General features: G+C 64.0%; 13 protein-coding genes. 3 read left to right on the forward strand and 10 right to left on the reverse strand.

The genetic code is table 11. The features are described 5' to 3' along the window. Positions 1 to 30 precede the first annotated feature (30 nt). The 9 genes from KGA89_RS18945 to gspG all read right to left on the reverse strand — a co-directional run bounded on the left by KGA89_RS18945 (position 31) and on the right by gspG (position 22748). Entirely contained in the window at positions 31 to 12654 is a 12624-nt protein-coding gene (locus tag KGA89_RS18945; RefSeq protein WP_223472261.1) for a filamentous hemagglutinin family protein, read from the reverse strand. 211 nt (positions 12655 to 12865) lie between these two features. Continuing rightward, positions 12866 to 14041: a substrate-binding domain-containing protein gene (locus tag KGA89_RS18950; protein WP_060613926.1), complete on the reverse strand. Its 1176-nt coding sequence runs from the start codon at positions 14039 to 14041 to the stop codon at positions 12866 to 12868. 396 nt (positions 14042 to 14437) lie between these two features. Beyond that, entirely contained in the window at positions 14438 to 15649 is a 1212-nt protein-coding gene (gene gspF / locus KGA89_RS18955; RefSeq protein ID WP_223472262.1) for a type II secretion system inner membrane protein GspF, read from the reverse strand. After that, positions 15649 to 17067, reverse strand: coding sequence for a type II secretion system ATPase GspE (gspE, locus tag KGA89_RS18960; protein WP_223472263.1), 1419 nt, complete (start codon positions 17065 to 17067; stop codon positions 15649 to 15651). The genes gspF and gspE overlap by 1 nt, the downstream gene beginning before the upstream one ends. 139 nt (positions 17068 to 17206) lie before the next feature. Next, the gene (gene gspD, locus KGA89_RS18965) at positions 17207 to 19567 is read right to left on the reverse strand and encodes a type II secretion system secretin GspD (protein ID WP_223472264.1); all 2361 of its coding nucleotides are present in this window, start codon (positions 19565 to 19567) and stop codon (positions 17207 to 17209) included. Continuing rightward, a complete protein-coding gene (gspM, locus tag KGA89_RS18970; protein ID WP_223472265.1) occupies positions 19564 to 20142 on the reverse strand; it encodes a type II secretion system protein GspM in 579 nt (192 codons plus the stop codon). Before gspM ends, gspD begins: the two co-directional genes overlap by 4 nt. Next, positions 20135 to 21307: a type II secretion system protein GspL gene (gene gspL, locus KGA89_RS18975; protein WP_223472266.1), complete on the reverse strand. Its 1173-nt coding sequence runs from the start codon at positions 21305 to 21307 to the stop codon at positions 20135 to 20137. Before gspL ends, gspM begins: the two co-directional genes overlap by 8 nt. Continuing rightward, positions 21304 to 22290, reverse strand: coding sequence for a type II secretion system minor pseudopilin GspK (gene gspK, locus KGA89_RS18980; protein ID WP_223472267.1), 987 nt, complete (start codon positions 22288 to 22290; stop codon positions 21304 to 21306). Before gspK ends, gspL begins: the two co-directional genes overlap by 4 nt. Before the next feature lie 8 nt (positions 22291 to 22298). Continuing rightward, positions 22299 to 22748 (reverse strand): type II secretion system major pseudopilin GspG, encoded by a 450-nt coding sequence (gene gspG / locus KGA89_RS18985; RefSeq protein WP_003202615.1) that lies wholly within the window; start codon positions 22746 to 22748, stop codon positions 22299 to 22301. 148 nt (positions 22749 to 22896) lie between these two features. Between gspG and gspI the strand changes: the two genes are divergently transcribed. Beyond that, a complete protein-coding gene (gene gspI / locus KGA89_RS18990) occupies positions 22897 to 23274 on the forward strand; it encodes a type II secretion system minor pseudopilin GspI (protein ID WP_003202616.1) in 378 nt (125 codons plus the stop codon). Positions 23275 to 23349: 75 nt separating this feature from the next. Here the strand turns inward: gspI and KGA89_RS18995 are convergent, their stop codons facing one another. Then, positions 23350 to 23820 (reverse strand): type II secretion system protein N, encoded by a 471-nt coding sequence (locus KGA89_RS18995; protein ID WP_003202618.1) that lies wholly within the window; start codon positions 23818 to 23820, stop codon positions 23350 to 23352. Positions 23821 to 23937: 117 nt separating this feature from the next. Between KGA89_RS18995 and gspH the strand changes: the two genes are divergently transcribed. Beyond that, positions 23938 to 24390, forward strand: a complete 453-nt coding sequence (gspH, locus tag KGA89_RS19000; protein ID WP_003202620.1) for a type II secretion system minor pseudopilin GspH — start codon at positions 23938 to 23940, stop codon at positions 24388 to 24390. After that, positions 24387 to 24633, forward strand: a 247-nt coding sequence (locus KGA89_RS19005) for a type II secretion system protein J (protein ID WP_223472268.1), incomplete at its 3' end; no start/stop codon positions are given. The genes gspH and KGA89_RS19005, both read left to right, overlap by 4 nt.

Below are 24633 nucleotides of genomic sequence, written 5' to 3' on the forward strand. Positions count from 1 at the left end.
CACAGCCAACCTCACTGCAAGCTCGGTCTCTTACAAACTCAACCGCCCCCGCTCCTCCTCAGTCAGCCGCTGACGGCTCTGTTCATCCAAAGGCCCTGCGCCCAGGACCTGCACCGGGCTGGCCGGGTCGTAGGCCCGAGGCGCTTCGCGGCTGGCGCCGTCGCGGGACGGGGCCAGTTGCTCGGAGCCAAAGCTCACCACCTGCACGGTAAACACCGACGCCTGGTTCTGCCGCGCCGCGTTCTGTTGCTGACGCGCCACGTCTTCAGCGGCCTGCGTAGCCGAAGACGCCGCCGAACTGGCCGAGGTAATGGCCCCGGTGTTCACCGAGGCCGCCAGCGGCACGCCGGTGGATTTGCCCTGGGTCTGGATGTTGGCTGCGTTCACCACGGTCAACGCCGCGATGTTGACGTTGCCCGACACCCGGATCCCCGCCTCGCCCGCATCGATGGTGCCCAACGGCGCGATCAGGTCGATATCCCCCGGCGCCACTTCGGCAATCGGGTTGAGGGTGGCGATACCGGCACCGGTACTCGGCACCGACGGCGACAGCGTCACGTTGCCCCAGGTGTCGTACAAGCGCTTGGGCGGCGTGTACACCACGGTGGTCTTCGAACCACGACCGGCGTTGATGTCGCCCTGGGCCGACCAGCCGAGGATCGAGCCACCAAAGGTGGTCATGATCCGGCTCTGGCCCAGCAGGATGCTGTTCTGCGCATACAACTGGATATCGCCCTCGCCCTGGGTGATGACCCCGGCGGTGGACGGCGGCGCATTGCCCTCGATGCCGAATGTTTGCCCGCCGCCCGGGGTGAGCATTTGGATACTGCCGCCGAAATCGGTGTGCACACCCGCCCCGCCGAACATCGTGATGTCACCCTTGTAGGTGATCGCGTTGCCCGCCACATCCTTGCTTGGGAACAACAAGTCGATAGCCTCCCGCCCGCGCAGGTAGCTGCCCTGGCGCACGCCGCCGGCTTCGTTGTACTCCCGACCACCGGCCTTGAGCTCGGCAAAGTACACGTCGCGGGCAAACACCCGCTGCTGCTCCGCCGGCAGTGCCGCGAAGAAGTTGCGGGCCTGCTCGGTGTCGCCGCTGAAGCCGAAGCGTTCCTTGAGCCAATCCACCAGTTCCGCCTCGTAGGTCTTGGCGACCTTGCCGTCCTGGTTCGCCAGGGGCACACCGGCCAAAGCCTGGTTGGCCGGGTCCAGGTAGGCCTTGACGAAGCGCTCGTAATCCGCGCCATTGAGGCCCGCGCCGGCTTGCAGCACCAGGCTCGCCCCAGGACGCGGATCCCCTGGCACCACCGCGCCGATACTGGTGATGCTGACCTTGTCGTCCATCAGGATATTGCGCCCGGCGGTGATTTCAAGCAGGCCGGGGCCGGCGACGTTGAAGGTGCTGTAAAGGATGTCGCGCCCGGCTGACACGATGGAGATGTCGGTGGGGTTGTTGTGGATGAAGAGGTTGCCGGTGCTGGTGTAATTACCCACGTCGGAGTTCTCATTCAGAGACCCGCCCAGCGGTATGCCGCTGCTGACAATGTCTCGCCCAGCCATCATCCGTACAGGTCCGGCGCCTTCGTAGGCGATTCGCCCCGGCCATCTGCCCGTGGAGACTGATGTCATCGACCGTCCAGTGGCGACTGCCAGCAAGTCACCTTCAAGCGCATAGAAGCGAGCAGGATCGACATTGAGGGCCCATTCGCTGGAAGCGCTGCTGGTGTCGAAGGCAAACAGCGGCAATATGTTCGCATCAGGGCGAGCGAGGTTGCCATCGGCTGAGAGATTGCTGGCCTTTATGATGAAACCATCGACGATACCGACAAAGGCTGGTCGCAACGGCGTCGCCAAGGCAGTCGATGCGGCACCGGAGCGACTGACCGACATGTCGCCACCGTAGATGGAGTCGCCGGCCATGAATTGCAGCTCACTGTTGATGCCGGGAGCGAGCAGCAGGGCTGGGCGATTGTCGCCTTTATAGCCTGTGTCATACAGTTGCGAGGACTTCCCGTAATAAAGACTGCCACTGGCTGCCACAGCCCTCAGGATCGACGGATAGACGACCGCCAGATCCGTTGCGGTACTGAAGGTGAAAGGTGTCAGGTTACCTCCCGACGACCACAAGTCGACCGCAGTATTGGCCGTCCACAGCGTGAACCAACTCAGGCCCGATCCGTTGGTGTTACCGTCCTTGAAGCGTGAGGCACTCATCATCGGCGCCCGCCCCGGATCGGCGACGTCCATCACCACAAGGTCGCCTGAAGTCGTCAGATCGAAGGTAGCATCGCCCGGCATGAGGGTCAGGCCGCCGGTCGCAAACCCTCGTGTGGATTTGAAGGAGTCGTAGGCCCGCGTTTCTCCTGGGGACTGTGCTGCGACAGCATTGCCGTATTGAAGATCGATTCGACCGATGGCGCCGCTGTCAATCTGCGCGTGCCCCCGCAGGTTGATGACCGCGCCGTTGAGATGCCCGCTCACGAACAGGCCCTCGGGATTCAAAGCACCACCCACACGCAGATTGAGATCACCGCCGCCGGTCAGTTGCAGGCTGCCATCGGCGCCCACGCGGCCGGTGCTGCCCACCGCCAACAGCAACCCCTGGCTGCGAGGGTTAATGTTTGCGCTGAAATCGCTGCCGGTGAGTTGGTTCAATACACCCGCGTCTCCATCCACCTGTACATCCAGATCACCGCCGCCCAGGGTCCCGAAGCCGGTGAAACCGGCCATCTGATCAGCGCCCCCAAGCTCTGTCGACGCGGTATAGCTGCCGAAATTGATCCACCAGGCCGTCGGCTGGCCGTTCAACGAATTACCATTGCCCTGGCGCCAGAGCCAATTGCCAACATTGACCGAATCCTGGCCCTTGTCGGCGGGGTTCGGACGCCCGTTAGGGGTGGCAGGCGCGGTCAAGTTGCCGCTGAGATCACCGCCGACCTTAAGCAACAGGTTGCCGCCCGCATCCGGATACCAGGCGCGATAGAGACTTTCAGTGCCGCCATCGACCAGTTTCTCATTGCTGCCATCAGCGTCGTTGAGCACCGCATCGTTGCTGCCCAGGGCCTTGGGCTGGTTGTAGGGGTCGCCCGGGAACGTCGGTCCCGACGAGGTGCCAGCGGTATAGATGCCGAACAACGAATCCATGCGCAGGCTGCCACCGCTTAGCAGCTCCAGGTCACCGACTCCGGTGCGGATGACACTTGGACGGACACTGCCGGCAACCGGTTTATACTCTCCGTCAGCGGGGGTACAAATTTCCGGTACCGCGTCGCAGAGCGACTGGACCGAGTCGAACTTGAAAAACTGCGCAGCTGCTTGGCTGATCAACTCGCCTGCCTTGACCTCGAAGCCGGAATTTGCCAATTGCTCCTCTGCTGACTTGGTCCATTTGTAAGAAGACTGGAGCGTGCAATTGCCACCGAAATCGGCACAAAAAGCCTCGGCCGATTCGTAACCGAAAATATCGCGAAAGATGGTTTCGTCGACAGGCTGTCCCAGTTCGACCGTGATTCCGTTGTTCAACATGTCCTCTACGCCCGCTTCGGTCCATATCAGGCTGCCCTTTCCAGGCACGAGCACACCGAACATACCGTAATGGCTGTCGGCGAGACGCAAGTCGCCATGGACGGGTTCAGGCCGGACGATCCGGCTGTCTGCAGCCGTCGTGTCGGCCCCGGCGACCAGTCTCAGCGACCAGGACTGGGAGCCTTCAGCGAGCATCGGAGCGATGGCCCACATCCGGCCGTCGCTGCCCGCGACCTCTGGACGAAACTGCACTGATTCGACACCGTCCGGCAACTTCACATCAGTCCCTGACGGAATCAGTGAACCGCGATTCAAGACCAGGCTACCTTCTAGCTTGAGGATATTGGTCTGCGCATTGCCCGCGTTTGCCACGTTGGGCAGCGCAACGCCCTTGGGCCAGGTGAAGCCGCGCAATTCGGCGGCACCGCTCAACACGCTGCCAGCACCCAACTGCGAGCCGGCTTCGAGGGTCTGGGCCCGGCTCAGCAAAGTGCCCGCGGCAAACAGCAGGTTACCGGAGGCGTCGTGCACCGCTGCCGCCAATACCGTGCCAGCCGGCAGTTCCAGGGGTTGCTTCAGGATCGCCGCCACTGGCAACCGGGTGCCGGCAGCCAGGGTCACATCTTTGATCGGCAAGTCGTAGTTGAGCGTGGTTCCCGCCGGGAACGCCGTACCGTCGGCCAGCGTCACGCCGGCACCGGGGACGACGATGTCGCCACCGGTGAAATCGATGCCGGGCAGCAGCACCCAGCCTTTGTCATCCTGCGTGGGCGGCGGTGGCGCGAAACCGTCGTTGATGCTGCCGTAGATGCTCAAGTCGCCACCGGCGCGCAGGGTCAGCGCACCGGCCTCGCCGGAACCGTATATGTCGGTTTTCTGCGTATGCGGGTTCACACTGGCGTAGCGATAACGGGACAGGTCCAGGTCTCCCTGCACCACCAGGTCGCCGTCGGCGGTGGCGCTGACGATCTCCACACCAGGCCGCAGGTGGAATGCATCGGCATAACGGGCGTTGTTCAGGCCGGCGAGTTTACGTTGCATCAAATCGCTGTTGGTCAGCGCCGCGTTGATGAAGGCGATGCTGTCCAGATGCTTGCCATCCAGGTAGGCCTGGTCGATGACCTGATAAGGACGGCCACTTGCCGCCGGATCGCTGCCATAGTCGGCATCGCTGTACTGCCACATACCGTTGACGGCAATCGAGCGAGCGCCCTGGATATCCAGGTTCCCGCTGGCGTCGATGGCGATGTCACCATGGGTGGCATCTGGCCCGGCGCGCCGGGCATTGAGTTCCAGGGTGCCGCGAGCGCGACCATCATGCTGCCCCGCAGGCGCTGCGGTGCCATGGCGCAGATCGATGCGCGCACCGTCGGCCACTGTCAGCACGCCGCCCCGGGAGGTCAGGTCGACCATGGCGCGGTTCGGTGAGTCGATAATCTTGCCGTAGCTGTCTACACGCAGACGATTGCCATGGGCATCGAGCACCGCGTTGCTGCCCAGCGTCAGGGAGCGCCCGGCGGCGAGCCGGATGCTGCCGACCCGTTCGCCGCTGGCGTCTACCTTGCCATTGACCAACAGGTTTCCGTTGTCGACCGACACGCTGATGGTCGAGGCCTTGAGTTCGTTGCCGATCACCAGGTCGCCCTGTTTGAGCTGGAAGCCACGGGAGCCGAACACCTGTCCGTCGTTCAATCGTTGGTTCAAGGCCGCGAACTGCTCGCTGAGGTTGCCGCTGCCGCCCAGGCGCTGGGCCTGGATTTCCACGCCGCCGGCCAGGTACGGCATGGCGGTGCCGCCAGCGTCATATTCGCCCGTGCTGCTGCCGAGAATCCGCCCCTGCAAATCGACGATCCCGGCACCCTCGTCCAGGGCCACGGCACTGAGCCGGCCAGCCTGGTTGTTGCGGGCCGAGAGATCAATGCTTGAACCATCAGCCTGGCGGATGTTGCCGTTCAGGCTTTGCAGAATCACCTCACCACCGGCACTGTAGCGTGTCACATCGTTGAAGGTGACGGTGCGGCCCGCCACGTCGATCAGCGCCTCATCGACCAGGGTCAGGTCATCCGTCGCGCTCAGCGTCAGCTTGCCGCTGGGCAGCATCACCGCGCTGGCGAGGTTGAGGCTCGCGCCCTTGAGGGACAACTCGCCCCCGAGCCCGGAGACAGCGCCCGGCTTGGCGGTCGTGCCGGTTACATTGATCGCCCCACCCGCCGTGATGCGGTTCACCGAACCGGCCTCTCCAGTGAGCAATGGCGTGAGGATATTCAGGTTGCCGCCGCCGTAGGCATAGCCCGTTTTTGCGTCATAGGCCCCTTGGCTCTGATACACCGCCAGGCTGCCCTTGTGGTTGGCGGTCAGGCGCTCGCTGGCACTGAGGTTGACGTTGGCGAAGCCCAGCGCCAGACGATCCAGGGTAGTGATGGAGCTCGGCTGGGCGAACTCGCCATAGCCGAATTCGATGCGTTGGGCCTGGATGTCCAGGCGACCAGCACCGGTACCGGCCCCGCCGGCAATCACCGAACCCGGCGCGCCAACGGCACCGTTCCAGATCAGGTTGGCGGTGCGAATGGTCGCCACGTCACTGGCGCTGCCGGCGCCATAAATGGCCGGGGTGCTGAGCATCAGGTTGTTCAGGCGCGACTTGCCTGTTGTCGGGTCATAGGTGTCGAGACTGACGGTGCCGTAGAAATTCAGCGCCTGACTGGCCGACAGTTCGAGGGTTTCCAGGGCTGGAGCACCGTATTCGGTGTCCCCGCGCAACAGGCGATCGAGCACGGTCTGGCTCAAGGTCAGACCGGCAGGCAGCACCTGGCGCGTCGCCGCGTTGCTCAGGGCCTGGGCGGTGCCGACGTTGATGTTGCTCAGGGCCAGGGTCAGGTGACGGGTGCCGTACCGCACCTGGTCGTCCAACGCCAGGCTGCTGCCGGACGCAGCAACGATGCTGCCTTCGGAGTGAATCCGGGTCACGCCGCTGCACGGCGTCAGGCTGCATCCACCGATGTTGACTGTGCCGGTGGTGCCTGACAGAGGGGCCAATACACTGAGCAAGCCATTGGAGGCAGCCAGCAAGCTGTAGTTTTGGAACGTCACATTGAGGTTATAGATAAAACCATCACGGGCATCGTAAGCGGCCTTGCCCCGTCCGATGGTGTTGATGGCTGCGCCTTGTTCCACCAACAGCTCGCCGCCGTCGGCCAGGAGGAATACCTCAGGCGCCGACAGGGTCGCACCTTCACGCAGCGCGACACTGCGGGAGACCCTTTGCGGCGTGATGTAGTTGCCACCTTGGCCATAGAGCACCGAAAACTGGCCGCCGATCACTTGGCGTGAGGCATTCAACGCATTGAGGCTTTCGGCATTAAGGGTTACGCCCTCGAAGCCGGCCGTAGCCCCCCGCCCTTCGGCGACCACCTCCAGCGCGGTACCATTGCTGGCGACCACCGCGACGGTGCCGCCGTACCCCCCGCTCTGAGGCGCGAACTTGCCGATGCCTTTGAAGGAGAAAGCCTGATCTGCGGTACCCTTTGTAAGGTTCAACTTCAACGTCTTGGCATCGACCGGCAACAAAGCCCTGGGAACGCCCGAACGCGCGGCGTCGGCCACGGCGAACTGGGCGTAGCTGGTTTCGTTGTATTGGGAGTAGCGACGCAGCACATCTCCCGAGGTCAGGATGACTTGGCTGGACAAACTGTTGCGCTGCCCGGTATTGGCCACCGACAGCACCCCGGCGGTGGTCCAGGAACCGTTGCGCATCTGTTGCGCGCTTGAAGTGGAGCCTTGCCCCGCCAAACCGTTGACCTCGACCCGGAACGCTCCCGGCAGCAAGGCGTAGGTGGATGGCATCAGGGTATAGGTACCGGCGGCGAGCCCTGGCACACCGGCGCCAATGGTAATTTGCTGACCTACCCTGGGATCCACTGCTCCACCTTCGGGGGCGACCGGCGCGTATTGGCTCCGATTGCCCGGCACGATGGCGTAGACCGGATTGCTGGACAGCCCCGGCAAGGTGAAACCGCCATTGGCGCCGATTTGTACCAGCGGGTTGAAGCGCGCATCGGTGGAACCGCCTCGGCCAGAGATAAAACCGGCGCCAAGCAGTTCACCGCCACCAGAGAGATCGAGCACCGAGCCTTCCTGGGCCGCCACCGACTTACCGCCGAGAATCACGCCGATACTCAGGTCACCATTTCCGGTAGCCGCTCCTTGCCCTAGCAACACAACCTTCTTTCCAGCGTACTGATAGCTCTGTCCATCGACAGTGCCACCATAAGGCAGCACCAACCCCAGGCCGCTGACCGAGGTCAGGCTGCCCGGCAACAAGTCTACTCGAGCCGATACACCCGCCAAGCTGTCGTTTGTACCGACTTCAAGCAACCCCAAAGGTGCACGGACAACACCACCTTGTTCGATCTTGGCGCTACCCAGTTGCAAGCGACCGAACACCGAATAAGGCACTTGAGGTGCTACCTGTGTGGTGCGTCCGATGACCAGGCTACGCGCCGGATCATAGAGAATCATGCCGCTACCGGGTTCAGTGCCCCAGCCATATCCTGCCAATATCCGTGCGCCGACCCCGGTCGCGGGATACAACTGCGCCGCTTGCAAGATCATGTCCGAAGGGGTCAGCAATTGGGTAGTGAAGCCTTCGGGCATATAGGCGCCAGAGAATCCGGCCAGGAATCGTAAATCACCCTGACTGCTTAGCTGGACCCGGTCGAAACCGGCGCGCTCCAGCTCGACGGTACGGCCGTCTGCCTGCCTCAGCATGCCTTTGCCGCTAAATATCACACTGCCCTGCACATCCAGCAGGTCTGCGTTAACGGAAAACTTTGCCTTGTTTGCCAACAGCGATACACCGCCGCCCTCGACCGCTGGCCGGGTATACCCGTCCGGATTCGGCCGACCAGCCGCAGGCCCGGACAGCAGCACATGGGAGGCATTGAGCTGGACCCGGGTATTGGCTGGCGCGTTTGCACTCGTTACAAAGCTGCGGGCATACAGACTCAGGCTTTGGCCCAGAGACAGTGACACGTCGCCATCGACGCTCAACAGGCCATTGCTCAACAAGGCAAGGCTGTCGAAGCCGCCCGACTGCACCTGATCCGCGCCTAAGCGACCGTGACCGTAGACCAGTGAGTCCGCCGAGGTCTCGGCCGTGTCGCCCAGCAGGGTCGCCTGGGCGTTTTGCCCCAGCACCAGCTCACGCACTTGCAAGACCCGGTCACTGACCGCATCGTTGCGGTAATACGGCGTTTCCAGGGCCACCGACAAACTGCCGCCTGCAGCCCCTGTGCCACCCGAACGAGCGCTGAAGTCGCCGTCCAGGTACAGACCATTGGCCGATGCCAGGGAAATACTGCCGCCGCTGCTCGCCACCGAGGTACGTCCCTGGCCGGGAATATCCAGCACGGCCTGGCTGCCATCCGCTTGCAAACGCGCACCGTCGCGCACCACCACAAACAATTCGGACGCTGCAGCCGATCCTTTCGCGGCATCGATCTGGCCACCGATGACAATCTGCCCGCCATCGCGCACCAGACCGTAGGTCTGGCCGCGCATATCCTGGGCAGTCACGGCGCGACTGGAGACGTCGATCAGCGCCTGTTCGCCCAACCAAATGGAACGACCGTGGCCCTGGGCATTGACCCCTTCGCCCGCACCAGTGACGCTCAACCCGTTGAGACTGACCCGCCCACCCCACGCATTGAGGGTACCGTTGGCGGTCAGTTGGCCGATGCTGCGAACATCGATCCCCTGGCCCGGATCGACGCTGATCACACTGCCCTTGCCCAGGTTCAACACCGTGCTGGCCATGTCGGCGGCGCTGGCGTTCTCGGTGCCGGCAGTGAGGCTCAAACTCGCGCCGCGACGCTGGGAGAGGACGCCTTTGATCGCATCTTCCTGGTACAGCTGCGGCGTCCAGCGCTGCAACGCATCAGCCGCTTCTGCGCCGCTGCCGGTGCTCAACGCCTGCTCGCCAAAGCGGTACACCGGCATCGTCACATCGACCCGGGTCCCATCGACCACGGTCAGACCTTCGTTACCGGTGATGTCATAGGCCGAGAAACCCTTGTCGAAGAAATCGCCACTCAGTTGCAAGGTGCCCGGTTCAAGCGGCGAGCCGCTGTCGCCGATCAGCACTTTATTGGCCGCCAGCTTCAAGGTCCCGCCACCGCTCACCCCGGTGCCGCGCAGTTCACCGTCCAAGTTCAAGGCGCCGTTACCGGACGACGCGCTTAGACCGGCGGTCAGGGTCAAGTCACCGCCCTTGCCGCCGCGGGTCTTGCCATCGGCCATGACCGCGGCGCCGGAGCTGACGTCGATCAGGCTGCCCTGGCCCACGTCGATATCGCCGCCGCTGCGCACAGACACGGTGCCGCCATTGATGAATGGCAAGCCCTGACGGTCGTTGCCGTCAAGCAGCAGGTTGCTCCACCGGCCAGCGGCGTTCAACGTCACGCCCTCGCCCAACGTGACCACAGCACGCTGACCGGTGACGGGCGAAAGCACGACATCGCCCATCTGGAAATTATCGGTTCTGACCTGTTTAAGCACGTTACCCAGCACAATGCGACCGCTGCGGGCCGTCAGGTCGGCATTCACCTCGACCTGTGATGCATAAAGCGTGATGTCGCCGCCATCGGCCACCTTGAGCTCGCCATCGACCTTGATGCCCTCAAGCGCCGCCATCTTGACCGCACCGAGCTGGAAGCCGTTGAGCAGATTGTTATCCAGAACCAGTTTGCCTTGCCGATCGGTGTCGACCACCGAGGTCAGGTCAAGGCCCGCAGCAATCTTGTCGGCTACCTTGCCGACGGTGATCTGATCGAGCGTGGGGTTCAAGGCGCTGTTGATCACACCGCTGGTCTTGTCATAGATCGGCGTGTAGCTGCCCACCCACAATTGCGCCCGTCGGGCCACGGCGTTTTGCGATTGCTGGTAGCCGTCGAGATTGAGATTGGGTGCCTGGGTCTGGCGTTCGCCCTGATAGACCTCACCGACAATCTGGCCTTCCAGCACCGCGTTGCGGGTCGACACCACCAGCTTGCCGGCATCACGGCCGACGGTGTAGCCAGCTTCAAAGCGCTGTCGTGGGGCGATCAGCGGGTTGTAGTAGTAATCAGTCTGGCCCCAGCGTTGGCTGTGGTCTTCGTAGCCCTTGTAAATCCCGGTGTAGAGGATATCCCCCGGCGCCTTGGACAAGTCATACAAACGCCCATTGGGGCCCTTGAGCCAGGACTGACGCAGGTAGCCGCTCTGCACATCCAGGGTACCGCCGGACAGGTTCAACTGCGCCGCTTGCTGGGTCACCACGTCGTTGCCGGTGAACGTCAGGGTGCCGCCTTGAGCAGCCCACTCACCGGCGCTGTGGCCTCGGGTCCCCAAATAGCCGCCGACTTCCAACAGCCCACCCGCCGTGTACCAACGGTCGGTGGCGTAGCCGTTGGTGCCCGCCGGCACGTAGATCAAGTCGCGCACGTCCACCCATACATCGTTGTTGGTCAGCTTGCCATCCTCGCGGTTGACCGGTGCGTCGCGCTGTTCGTTGCCCTGCACGTTGACCTTGATGGAGTTGGACTCCATTGCCACCTTGACGCCGATGGCGCCGGAGACATCGATCACCGCACCGTCGCGCACCAGGCTGCGACCGGCGGCGCTGACCGCGACCTGACCGCCGGTGGCCAGGGTGATGGAGCCGCTCTGGAAGTCGACGCTGCCACCACTGACGATCTCGACCCGCGACTGATCGGTGCGGTCGACCACGCTGCTGAGGTTGTTGAACCGACCGGTGATCAGGTTGTTCGGCGTGCCATCCAAGCCGGCCGGTCCGGCATTGCGCTGGCTGTCCAGGGCACTGCCGCCGGCAGCATCGAGCAACACCGCCGTGGCGCTGCCCTGCCCCAGGATCACGCTGCCGCTGCTGTCGCTCGAGGCGTTGAGCAGGTGCACGGTGCCGCGAATGTCCACTGAACTGCTCGTCACCGCCACGCCGTTCTGCTGCACATTGTGCCCGGTAAGGGTGATGTCGCCGGTGCTGGCCTGGATCAGGCCGCTGTTGATCACCGTACCGGCAGTGCTGCCGGTTTTGAGGGAGGTTGCAACCTCGTTACCACGGGTGGTGGACCGTGCGTTACCGCTGGTGCCCTGGCCGCGACGGATATAAAAACTGTCGCCAGCTGCCAGCGTCGTCTGGCCCTTGGCGGTGATGATGGAGCCGGCGTTCTCCACTTCGGTACCCAGCAGCAAGGCATAACCACCACCGGCCGTAGAGGTAGCGGCGCGGTGGGTTTCGATCAGTGCGCCCTGCTGCACTTCAACCTTGCCCGCCGCGTCAGTGAAGGTCGGCTGGCTGCCAGTGGCATCGACATACAAGCCGCGCTTGCTGAATTGCTCATCGCTGATGTTGGCCGCCACCGCCGCCAGGTTACGTACGTTGACCTGGCTGCTGCCGCTGAAAATGATGCCGTTGCGGTTGACCAGCATTACCGTGCCGTTGCCCTTGATCTGGCCCTGAATCTGGCTCGGTCGCGCCTGGGAATCGTTGACCCGGTTGAGCACGGCCCAGTCCGACTGCTGCTGGAAATCCACCGTGGTATTGCGCCCGACGTTGAAGGTTTCCCAGTTGAGAATCGCCTTGTCGGCAGTCTGTTCGATCTTCACCGTGGTCTTGCCACCGGCCTGGGTCTGCTGCGGGCCCTTGGCGTTGAGCCAGCCCTGGGTCAGGCTGTTATCGACCTTGAGCCCACCCTCGCCCAAGCCGTCGGGCACGACCTGTACCTGCCCGAGCGCGGCTTGCCGTCCGGCGGCCTGGGCCGCCTGCTGGGCGGCGATGGCGGCCACGGTGTTGTTGAGGTTGGTCAGCGAACGCTGCAACTGCGCATTGGCCCGTTGCTGCTGCGCCAGGGGCGGCGGCATGCCTGGTTGCGCGGTCGTAGGCCGCGCCGCGCCACCGGCCTGGGACGCGCCCTTGGCGGCAAACCAGGCCGAACTGAACGCCGTCGCTGCGTGGGCATTGCCGGCCACCATCAGCAGGGCAATGGCCTGGGCCAGCGGCTTGAGCCGCAACATCGACAACTCGCCATCGCGACGTGGAGCATTCAGGTTCGTCTGGGGTTTGCAGCGCAGCATCCTACTCATCCTTTCGGGTTCGCTCTAAGGGGCGCAACGCAGTGCTATCAAGCTGCCAGCGTTGGTTATAGGGGATAGGCGGTTACAGCCGCTCGGGACCGAACGGATGTCATGAAAATTTCATGTGGCTGTGTTGTACGGGTATTACGCAAAAAATCAGCAACGACTTACGTCGTTGCTGATTGCTACTTCGTGTCGCTCAGGCGTGGTGTTACAGCGGACGACCGATGCCGTTGCAGACGTTGGTGTTGCCGATGCTTTGAGCGCTGGTAGTGGTCAGGAAGCTGCCACGGATGGCGTTTTTCCAGGTCGTTGGCAGCGGCACGAAGCGGTTCGCGGTGATAGCGGCGTCGTTGTTGTTGGCAGCAACTGCCCCGTAGTGACGGGTGAAGAAATCACGCACTTGGGTGCTTTGGGCGGCGTTGGCGTAGCACTGGCTGAAGATCACATTTGTGAAGCCCAGGATCGGATAGCCGCTGGTTGGGTAAGCCACGACACTTGGGTCGTTAGCGTTAGTGGTTGCGGCGAACACCGGCACCCAGGCGTTCGGGTCGGCGCGGTTGGCGGCGGCGGGTACTGGAACAAGAGCGATAGCGGCCGATACGTTGGCTGGCGCTGGGGAAACGCCGGCAACGCGAGCAACCTTGGTGGCGTCGTCCAGACCGGCCAGGGTGGTAGCGGCGTAATCCGGGCTCATGTAGGTGATACGACCTTGGGCAGCGTTCAACGCTGTCATTACAGCCTGGCTGCCAGTAGCGGATACGGCGCTGGCTGGCAGACCACCACTGTAGCTGGAAGCGAAGTTGGTGGTGATGGCAAAGGTGCCGGTTTCAGCGCACTTGGCGTTCAGGAAGCGGGTGAACAGCTCGGAGGTGCCGCTGCTCTCGGCACGGTAAACCACGGTGATCGCGCCGGTACGGCCCGAACCAGTGATCTGGCTCCAGTCGGTCAGACGGCCGGAGAACACGCCGCACAGTTGGTTGACGCTCAGGTCGACGTTGGCAGTGCCGGTCTTGTTGAACGGAATGGCAACCGAAGTGGCGACCGAAGGCACCTGGATCAATGGACCCCAGGCGGCACCGTGGGCGCTGACGTAGGTGCTCAGTTCGGTGGCGCTGAGCTTGGAGTCGCTACCAGCCCAGTGCACTTTCTTGCCGCTGGTGTCGCCAGGCACGAACTTGGTGTAGTCGTTGGTCAGGAAAGCCGACTTGCCAGCACCGCTGCCCACGCCGATGTAAGGGGCAAAACCGGCAGTCAGTACGCCGGAGGTCTGGTACAGCGGCTGAGGCAAGGTAGCACCACCGCCGTTGACATCAGCCATGGCGGCCTGAGCGGCGCAGAGGCCGGCGAGGGTCAGGGATACCGCGAGAACGTTGCGCTTAAACATGAAGAATCTCCTTTCATCGTGTTCGTACGTAGGTTGGGTGACGCGTGCTTGCCGTCATGGCGCTCGGTCCTGTGCCGATGGCGATGGGGTGAGGCCATGGGTTAGAAATTCGCAGTTTCCGGTGACAGATAAAGGAAAAAACCTCGGGAGCTGGGGGCTGTTTTTCGAGTTTTTTCCTCGGGTGTTCGAGGGCTCTGCGCCGTGGGTTCAGGCGGATTTTCCAGGGGGATGGCGAGGGCTGGCCGTGGAGGTGGCGGCGCACGGTTGCCGGGCGGCTGAAGATGACAGAACGAGGAACCCGAGTTTGGCGCTGGCGAGGGTCGGGAGGTGTTGCGGCACGGCAAAAATAACTGGCTGATCGCCACAGGGGCCGTGCCTGCCAAGAGGTGTGTGGATTTACTGAACCAACTGATTGATCTCGATAATCGGCAACAACACCGCCATGACGATCACCAGCACCACGCCGCCCATGACCACGATCATCAACGGCTCCAGCAGCGCAGTCATGCCCATCGCCCGGCGTTCGATGTCTCGGGACAGGGTTTGCGCGGCGCGTTCGAGCATCGGTGGCAGGCAGCCGGTTTTCTCGCCGCTGGCGATCAGATGGATCAGCACCGGCGGGAAGACTTTTTCCACCCGCAGCGCCGCCGCCAGGTTGACGCCTTCGCGGACCTTGGCCGTGGCCTCGCTGACACTCTGGCTCAGGCGATCGTTGGACAGCGTCTGGCGCGCGGCCTCCAGCGCCCGCAGCAACGGCACCCCGGCTCCGCCGAGAATCGCCAGGGTCGAGGCAAAACGCGCGGTGTTGAGGCCCAGTACAAAACGCCCGATCAGCGGCAGGCGCAGCACCCGCGCGTGCCAGTTCAACCGCGCCGCCGGTTTGCGCAAGTACATGCGCCAACTCCAGTAGCCACCGGCCAGCACGCCAAAACACAACCAACCCCAGGCACGAATGAAATCACTGGCGGTGAGCATCGCCACCGTCAGCGCGGGCAGGTCTTGCCGGGCCTGGGAGAACGCACTGACCACCTGCGGCACCACATAGCTGAGGAGGAAAATCACGATGGCGATCGACACCAGCCCCACCACCCCGGGGTAGATGAACGCCGTGAGAATCTTGCCCCGCAGGTTATTGCGTTCCTCGATGTAGTCCGCCAACCGCTCCATCACCTGGGCCAGGTCACCGGACTCTTCACCGGCGGCAATCAACGCCCGGTAGATTTCCGGAAAATCCCGTGGCCGCGCCGCCAGGGCCTCGGCCAGGCGCATGCCGCTGCGCACATCGGCGCGCACCGCGCTCAGGGTCTGGGCGATGTGCTTGCGCTCGGCCTGTTCCACCGTGGCGCTCAACGCCGCTTCCAACGGCAGGCTTGCGCCCAGCAGGCTCGCCAGTTGCCGGGTGGCCCAGGCCAGGTCGTTGTCCGAAAGCTTGGCGCTGAACAAGCCACCGCCGTTGGCTGGCGGCGTATTGCGCTCAACCTGCACCTGCAATGCCGTCAGCCCACGGCTGCGCAACAGGTTGAAGGCCGCCCCCTGGCTGTCGGCTTCCAAGTGTCCGGATTCGATCTTGCCCTGGGCGTCGGCGGCCTCGAAACGGTAGCGATTCATCAGGCGTCCCGTGTTACGCGCAAGATTTCTTCAGGGGCCGTGGTGCCACTGCGCACCCAGCGCTCGCCGTCCTCGCGCATGCTGAACATCCCCGCTCGGCGGGCAGCGGCGCGCAGTGCCTGCTCCCCTGCCCCCTGGTGGATCATCATGCGGATGTCATCGTCAATGCAGAACAATTCATGGATGCCGGTGCGGCCGCTGTAGCCGGTCTGGTTACAGGTCGGGCAACCCACCGGCCGCCAGGCGCCGGGCGTGGCCGGATCCGGCTGTTTGCACTGCGGGCACAACCTGCGCACCAGACGCTGGGCGAGTACGCCGAGCATCGATGAGGCCAGCAGGAACGGCTCGACGCCCATGTCGATCAAGCGGTTGACGGCCGACACCGCATCGTTGGTGTGCAGCGTCGCCAGCACCAGGTGCCCGGTGAGGGAGGCTTGCACGGCGATTTGCGCGGTTTCCAGGTCGCGGATTTCGCCGATCATGATGATGTCCGGGTCCTGGCGCAGGATCGCCCGCAGAGCCAGGGCGAAAGTCATGTCGATCTTGGCGTTGACCTGGATCTGGCTGATGCCCGGCAGGTCGTATTCCACCGGGTCTTCCACCGTGAGGATGTTGTGGACGCTGGCGTCCAGCCGAGCCAGGGCGGCGTAGAGACTGGTGGTCTTGCCGCTGCCGGTGGGGCCGGTGACCAGGACGATGCCGTGGGGCTGGCGAATCAGGTGATCGAGCTTGCCCAGCACGTCCGAGTCCATCCCCAACGTTTCCAGTTGCAGGCGTCCGGCCTGCTTGTCCAGCAGGCGCATCACCACCCGTTCGCCGTGGCCGGTGGGCACCGTCGAGACGCGGATATCGATCGGTCGCCCGGCGACGCGCAGGGCGATGCGCCCGTCCTGGGGCAGGCGTTTTTCGGCGATGTCGAGCTGGGCCATGATCTTGATCCGCGACACCAGCGCGCCGTGCAGAGCCTTGCGCGGCGAAACCACATCGCGCAGGGTGCCGTCGACGCGGTAGCGCACCACCGAATGGCTCTCGTAGGGTTCGATGTGGATGTCGCTGGCCTCGTCCCGCGCGGCCTGGGTCAGCAAGGCGTTGATCATGCGAATCACCGGCGCACCGTCCTGGGTGTCCAGCAGGTCGGTGATCTCGGGGATGTCCTGCATCAGCCGGTCGAGGTCGACTTCGTTTTCCGCCGCCCCCACGACTGCGGCGGCGCTGCCGGTGTCGGCATAGGCGCTGTTGAGCAGCCCATCGAGCTCCTCGTCGCGCACCCGCTCCAACCGCACCTCGCCAAACTGGCGGCGCACTTCACTGATGGACCAGCCCGGCGTGGACGGACACACCATCAGCACCGCCCCTTCTTCGGACTGGCGCAACACCAGGCGTTGGGCCTTGGCCCAGGCGTATGGGAGGGTGTTCATGTTGCCCCCCCAGGCCCAAGACACACACACGCCCCCTGTGGGAGCGAACCTGCTCGCGATAGCGGTGTGTCAGCCTGCATGGCTATCGATCGGGGCGCCGTCATCGCGAGCAGGCTCGCTCCCACAGGGTTGGTGTTCATCAGCGGGTGCCTCCTTCGACGGGCACCGCCTTGATCACCGCCCTGGGTGTCTGCAAGCTCACCGGCGCAGCCCCGGGGATGGCCCGGGCCGAGGCCGGTAGTTGCGGGGCTTGCATGTCCGGCAGTGCCCAGCTGCGCTCCGGTTGCAGCAGGCCCTGGGCGCGGCGCATGAAGTCGTAGCGGTTGAGGGTGATGCCGCGGCCCGCCGCCGTGTCGCGGATGATGTAGGGCCGCAGGAACACCATCAGGTTGGTCTTGGTGATCTGCCGACGCTCGTTGCGAAACAGCGCGCCAATCCCCGGGATCGTCGACAACCATGGCACCGCGTCATTGCTCTGGCTGTAGCCATCCTGCAGCAGCCCGCCAAGGACCATGATCTGCCCGTCGTCGAGCAGGATGCTGGTGTCGATGGCGCGCTTGTTGGTAACGATACCCGTGGTGCTCGAGGCGCGATTGTCGACGCTGCTGACTTCCTGATAGATATCGAGCTTGACCGTCCCGCCTTCGGAAATCTGCGGCCGGACATTGAGCTTCAAACCCACCTCCTCGCGGGTCACGGTCTGGAACGGGTTGTTGCTGGTGCCGCCTCCGCCGGTGACGTAGCTACCGCTGACAAAGGGAATGGTCTGGCCGACAAAAATGCTCGCTGCTTCGTTGTCCAGGGTCAGCAGGTTCGGTGTCGACAACACATTGGTGCCACCCTTGCTCTTCAAGGCCCGGGCCAGGACCTTGAGGTCAAGAATCTTGCCGATACCGGGAATGTCCACCGTGCCGTTGACCACTCCCAGGTTCAGGCCCTGGGGCAGCACGTCGATGCTGGTCTTGCCATTGAGATTGAGCCCCGTGCCGCCGAGATTGACCCCGCCGATCACGCCGCTGCCACCGAGGTTGCCGGTCTGCCATTGCACGCCGAATTCGCTGGCGTCGTCCTCGCCGACCTCGACGATCAGGCTCTCGATCACCACCTGGGCGCGACGCTGGTCCAGCAGGTCGATGACTTCCCGCAGGTTGCGGTACAGCGGGTCTGGCGCGGAGATCAGCAAGGTGTTGGTGGTGGCGTCGGCCTGGATGGTCACGCCGCCAGCGCTGAAGGCAGTGCCCTGTTCGTTTTTCGGCGAAGCGGAGGTCGTGCTGTTGCTGCCCTGGGCGTAGCCGTTGCCGCTGGTCGACGCACTGCCGCCGGTGGTGCTGCTGGAGCCATCGCCACTGCTGCTCTGCCCGCTCTGGCCATTGGTGTTGCCGCCCATGCCGCTGAGCACCGAACGCGAGTTGTCGCTGCCCTCGCCTTCGCTTTCCCCGGTGAGCAATCCGCGCAGGGCCTGGGCCAGTTTGCCGGCCTGGGCATTGCGCAGGTACACCACATGCAGGTTGCTCGGGTTGTTCTGGGCGTTGTCGAGTTTGTAGATCAGGTTGCGCGCCAGCTCCGTGCGTTCGGGGCTGCCGGCGCGGATGATGATGGAGTTGGAGCGCGGATCGCCAATCACATTGATCTTCTGGGTCTGGTCGCCGCCCTGGGTTTCCAGCAGGTCGGAGACCATTTGCGCGATGTCGACGGCGATGCCGTTGTGGATCGGCACCACGTCGGTGTCGATGGCGCTCGGGGTGTCGATGCCTTCGATGAGTTGCGCGACCCGCGACAGGTTTTCGGCGTAATCGGTGACGACAATGGTGTTGTTGCCCGGGTAGGCATTGATCGGGTTGTTCGGCGACACGATCGGGCGCAGCACCGGGATCAGGTTCACCGCGTTTTCATATTGCAGGCGGAAGGTGCGGGTCAGCATGCCGTTGCCGGCCGGTTTGTCGGCGCTGTAGATCGGTCCACCCAGCAGCTTGGCATCGGCCTCCGGCACCACCTGGGCCACGCCGCCGACGTCGACCACGCTGAAGCCTTGCATGCGCAGCGCGGCCAGCAGCATGTCGTAGGCCTGGTGGGCCGGCACCTGGCCTTCGGACACCAGCGTCAGGTTGCCCTTGACGCGCGGGTCTACCAGGAACTGTTGGCCGGTGGAACGGGACAAGGCCCGCACTACCGCCTGGATATCGGCCTCGACGAAATTCAGCGTCACCGGTTGATCGCCCAAGGGTGTGCGCGCCGGCGCATTGCTGCGCGGCTCACGGGCACGGGCGGTAAGGTCGACCTGGTGCCGCACCGCGGGCTTATGTTCACGCAGGTCCTGGGCCCGCTGGCGATCGAGTAATGCATCGCCACTGCGCTGGGTACTCCCCAATGGAATACCCAACTCGCTGTCCACCAGCAACGGCGGCTGCGACGCGGGTGGCGTGCTGTTGCACGCACTCAACGCGAGCAACAACAGCGGTGCAGCCTTGCGCCAATGACGTGGGTATCTGGCCCCTTTCATGAAGCTTCCTTAGCGCCTTGCGCCTGATCCATGCGAACGGTTCCGGACAGTGTGCCGGCGGTGTTGTCGGTGTCGTTGTCGTGGTTGTCGGGATTGGCAAGGGCGGTGCGCTGCAAACGGGCCTCGATCACTTCCAGGGAGAATTGCCGTGGGTTGCCCAATAGCCAGCTGATCACCGCCTCTGCCGGAGCCTGGTCGAACGTGAGCTGCCAGGCGTTGGGGCGCTCGGCGTCGGGCGCTCGCAGTTGGTAGTGCTCGCTCAAGCCGCTGGCGTCCAGGCTCTGGCGCAAGGCCGCTTCAAGAGGCTGGTCGGGCGCAAGCCCTGCGACGTCACGCAACAGCACTTCGAGGGCTTCGGTCTGTGAACGCAGCTTCGGGGTTTCGGCTTGCCAGTAGGCGATGGTCTTGAGCGGTGGCTGGATCAGTGCGAGCCAGACCAGGCAGCCGCCCAACAACAGCGCAGCCAGGGCCACGGCGGCTTGCTCGCGCACTGCCAGCCCCTGCCAGAACGTGCGCAAACGCGTGCGACAGGCTTGCCAGCGCCCCCACGCCAGGGCCAGGGATTGCTTATTCATCTTCGGCGTCCGGAGTTTCGTCGGAGCTGCCCTGGCCGGCCGGAGCCACACGCAGGGTCCAACCCTGATCGATGGCAGCGACGTCAATGCCGGCCTGGACCAGGGGAATTTTCCAATCCTCTTCGGCAGTGGTTTTCTGCGCCTCGGCCACGACATTCAGGCGCAACTCACCGTTCTCGAATACCAGCGCCTGGACATTGCCGCTCATGAACGGCATGGCACTGCCCGCCTGCTGCACCAGGCTGGCAAAGCGTTGGGCCGGGTCGGTCGCCGCACCGCTCTGGCGCGCCGCGATTTGCTGGCGCGCCTGTTGCAGCGGGTTGAGAATCACCGGCAACTCGGGAAACGCCTGCTTCACCCGGTGGCTCATCTGCGCCTTGAGCCGTTGGCCCTGGGCCGCTTCGCGGGCGGCGTAGAGGTTCAGCCCGATCACCCATACCGCCAGCGCTGTCGCGCAGATCGCCGCCGCCCGGCCCCAACCGCCGCGCTCGGCCGCGTTGCGTGCAAGGCCGGCATGCAGCCCCCAACCTGGCGCAGCACCCATCCAGCGTTGGGTTTCGGCCAAGGTGCTGATCGAAGATTGCGGCGGCGCCTCGCCCACCCAGTGCAACCCAGGCCCCGTTTCCAGCAGCCATTCGTCCAGCGCCTCCTCCTGCAACGGTTGCACCACGGCGTGCTGCAGGTCATGGCGCACCAGCAGGTGGCCGTCCTCGATACAGGCCACCGGCCCCGACAGCACCGGCAAGGTGTAGGCCGCCGGATAGAGGCCACGCAGCTTCATGCCAGCCTGGTGCACAAGCCGGCCCAGCGTGGCGAGGGATTCACGGTCCAGCCAGGCGATCTGCACCTGCCCGTCGACGCCGCGCGGACTGTGGGCCACCTGCATGTGTTCGCTGGCACCGAGCATCAGGGCCTGGGCTGCGCACGTCACTGCGGCGGTGATCTTGGCCGCTGGCAACGACGGTAACTCCAGGCGAGTCAACAGGCTGTCGCGGGGATGAAGGAAGCACTCCACAGAAATAGTCTTACCGCCTTGGCCCAACGCCCGGAGGCTGCTGCGGCCCTGCTCACGAACCTGGCCCTGGCGATCCAGCCAGGCAAATGCCACCTCACTGTCGAGATCCAGACTGCCCAGCGGCGCCAGGGCGATGCGCAAGCGCGTCATACGCCCACCCTTGACCAGATCACCTGGGGCAAGCGGTCCTCGGTGCGTTGCAGCAACGCCTCCAGTTCGACCCGCCGCTGTCCGCTGCGTGCCTGGCCTCGCAGGAGAAACCAGTCGCTGGTGATGCCAACCTTGACGCTGGCGGTGTCCAGCTCCGGCATGCGCAGGCGATTGACGAAATCCCCACGATTGATAAACCAGTGGCCACCGTCGCGTTCCCTGACCAGTGCCTCGGCCCGTTGCAGCGACAGTCCCGGCACGTAGGCGGCCAGCACCGGGGCACTGGCAGTGTTGCCGTTGAGCCAGGTGTTGGTCGGCAGGATCGTCACGTAAGGCGCCAGTGTTTCCAGCAACCGCGCATTGACGCCCTTGACGCTGCGCAAGTCTTGCAAGGTGCGCAGCATCGGGCGCGTCGGTGCCTGCGGCGTGTTGTCGGCCTGTGGCGAGGTTTCGCGGCCGCTGTTAAAGGTGTTGGCCTTTGGCGCCTGGCCCACCCGCGGCGGATTCAACAGGCGCGGATAGGCCTCGACCACCCTTTCGACGATGCGTGTGCGAACCGTCGCGGCCACACCCAACTGCTGGCACAAGCGTTCGAAGGCGCGCACTTGTTCTTCATCCACACGCTCATTGGCGACGAGATTGCGCAGGTTGAACTTGCCTTGCTCATCTTCCAGCTGGCCTTCGAACGGCGTGTCGACCTGGCCCGAGCCCGGCATCACGATGGGTTTGGCCCAGGGTTGGCCAAAGCGCGTCAGCGGATCGCGCTGGCGGGCGTCCCAGAGCAACTGGCGACTCAGTTGCAGGCCACCCTGCAACCGCGCCGTGCCCTGGACGCGCAACTGCTCGGCCTCCAGGCTGCGGGTGAACAGGGTCTGGCGGGTCAGCATGCCGCCGGCGATGACCGCCACCACGGCAGCGATCAGCAAGGCACTGATGACCGCCATGCCGCGCTGCTTCGCCGCGAGGGGCGAATCCGTCTGCATCACGGCCCTTACAACTGCCAGGAGCCAATGTCGGCATTCACGCCGTCGCCGTCAGGCTGACCGTCGGCCCCCAGGGAAAAGATATCGACTTCGCCGTTGGCACCCGGGTTGAGGTAGTTATATGGACGGCCCCATGGGTCGTTGGGCAGGCGCTCCAGATAAGAGCGCCAGGTGCTGTTTTTCGCATCGGCCGGCTTTTCCACCAGCACTTTGAGGCCCTGGTTCATGCTCGGGTAACTGCCGTGGTCCAGGCGATACAGCTTCAGGGCTTGCATCAGGCCGCCAATGTCCTGTTTCGCCGCCGTTGCCCGCGCCTGGTCAGGGCGGTCGAGTACCTTGGGCACCACCATCGCCGCCAGGATGCCGAGGATCACCACCACGACCATGATTTCGATCAGGGTGAAACCCGACTGCCCGCGAGGGCCTGGGAAACGGGCTTTGTAACGGGCAATCTGCATCTCGACGGTCCTTCGCTGGATTCGATTCGAGGCGCAGTGTTGCAAGAAAATATGTCAGTGATATTGAAATTGCTCTGGAGCTTGCGTCGTCAATTGGTCATGAACGGCGGCTAGCCTTGAAGGCTGCCCTCGCCCCCGAGCCCGCGCCATGTCACGCCCTGCGCCGCAAGCCGGCTTCACCCTGATCGAAGTGCTGGTGGCCCTGGCGATCATCGCCGTGGCCATGTCGGCCGCGGTGCGCGTGGCTGCGGTGATGACCCAGAGCAACGGCCTGCTGCGCGACAAATCCATCGCCCTGCTGGCCGCCCGTAGCCAACTGGCGCAGTTGCGTCTGGAAGGCCGTTTTGCCCAGGGCTCGAAAGTGTTCGAATGCGATCAGGGGCGATTGCTGTTGCGTTGCGAACAGAACTTGCGCCCGGCGGAAAACGGTAGGCTGCTGCGGGTCGAACTGAGCGTGTCGGACCGCAGTCGCGAAGCACCGCCGTTGGCTCGGTTGGAGACGTTGGTCAGCCGGGAAAAGCCTTGAGTGGTGTGGGCTGACACATCTCCTGTGGCGAGGGGTTTATCTGTGGGAGCAAGGCTTGCCCGCGATGCAGGCGCCTCATTTCCTCGGAGACTGCGTCGTCTTCATCGCGGGCAAGCCTTGCTCCCACAGAGAAGGCAGACTCACCGAATCCGGCAACCGAGCCAGGACCAGCCGGGTCTGCTCATTGCCGCGCTCGATGACCACCGCCTGCGCCTCGATCGCCACCAACCGTACCCCTTGGGCCACCCGTTCACCCACCAGGAAACTGCGCGGCGGTCCGTCGTTGAGACTGAGGATCGCCACGGGCGTGCGAGTGCCGGCCATCACGCCGCTGACCTTGATGTCCACTGCTGCCGGCTGGTTGGAGAACCATTGCAGCGCCGGGTTATCGGAACGCTCGGCCATGCGTTGCGGGGCGACATCCGGCGTGCGCGACTCGGCCGATGTGAGCAGCAGCGAAGACCAGGTCGCCACCCCGGCCAACGCCGCCAACAGGCCCACGGCCTGGACGATTTGCGCCGGGGACACACGCTCTATGAACGTCATGGCCTGAATCTCCTTTTTTTGGTTCCAGCGTCCAGCGTACGCGTCAATTCTCTCCGTTTTATTTCACATCCTTATCATCTTCACCGTGCAGGATGGCTTTCACGCAAAGGAGCGCGCATGAACCTCGGCAAGCAACGCGGTTTCACCCTGATCGAATTGATGGTGGTGCTGGTGATCATCGGCATTGCCAGCGCCGCCGTGAGCCTGAGCATCAAGCCGGATCCGTTGAAGTTGCTGCGCCAGGATGGCGAGCGACTGGTGCAACTGTTGCAACTGGCCCAGACCGAAGCCCGCACTGACGGACGGCCGATTACCTGGCGCTGGGATGCCAAGGGGTTCGGCTTCAGTCGTCGCGCCGATCAAGGCGTGGGGCTGGATCGCTTCAAGGACGATCCGCAATTGCATTCCCGTCGTTGGCAGAGCCCGTCGATGGAGGTTCGCGTGGAACCCAGGCAGCGGGTCGTGCTCAATGCCGAATGGCTCGGCGAGCCCTTGCAGATCCGCTTGTCGGACGGCCTGAACAGTCTCACGGTGCAACGCAGTGCCGCCGGGCGGGTGCAACTCCAATGAGCGCCCGGCAGACCGGCTTCACCTTGCTGGAAGTGATGGTGGCGATCCTGCTGATGGCGGTGGTCAGCCTGATCGCCTGGCGCGGGCTGGACAGCGTGACCCGTGCCGACAGCCATTTGCAGACCAGTACCGAACAGACCGAAGCCTTGTTGCGGGTATTGAACCAACTGGAGCGCGACGTGGCCCTGCGCGCCAGCATCGAGCTGAGTGAACCGGTAAAACCCGGCGTCGACGACCCGCCCT

The sequence above is a fragment of the Pseudomonas sp. A-RE-22 genome, from assembly GCF_019956035.1.
Classification (GTDB): Bacteria; Pseudomonadota; Gammaproteobacteria; order Pseudomonadales; family Pseudomonadaceae; genus Aquipseudomonas; species Aquipseudomonas brassicacearum.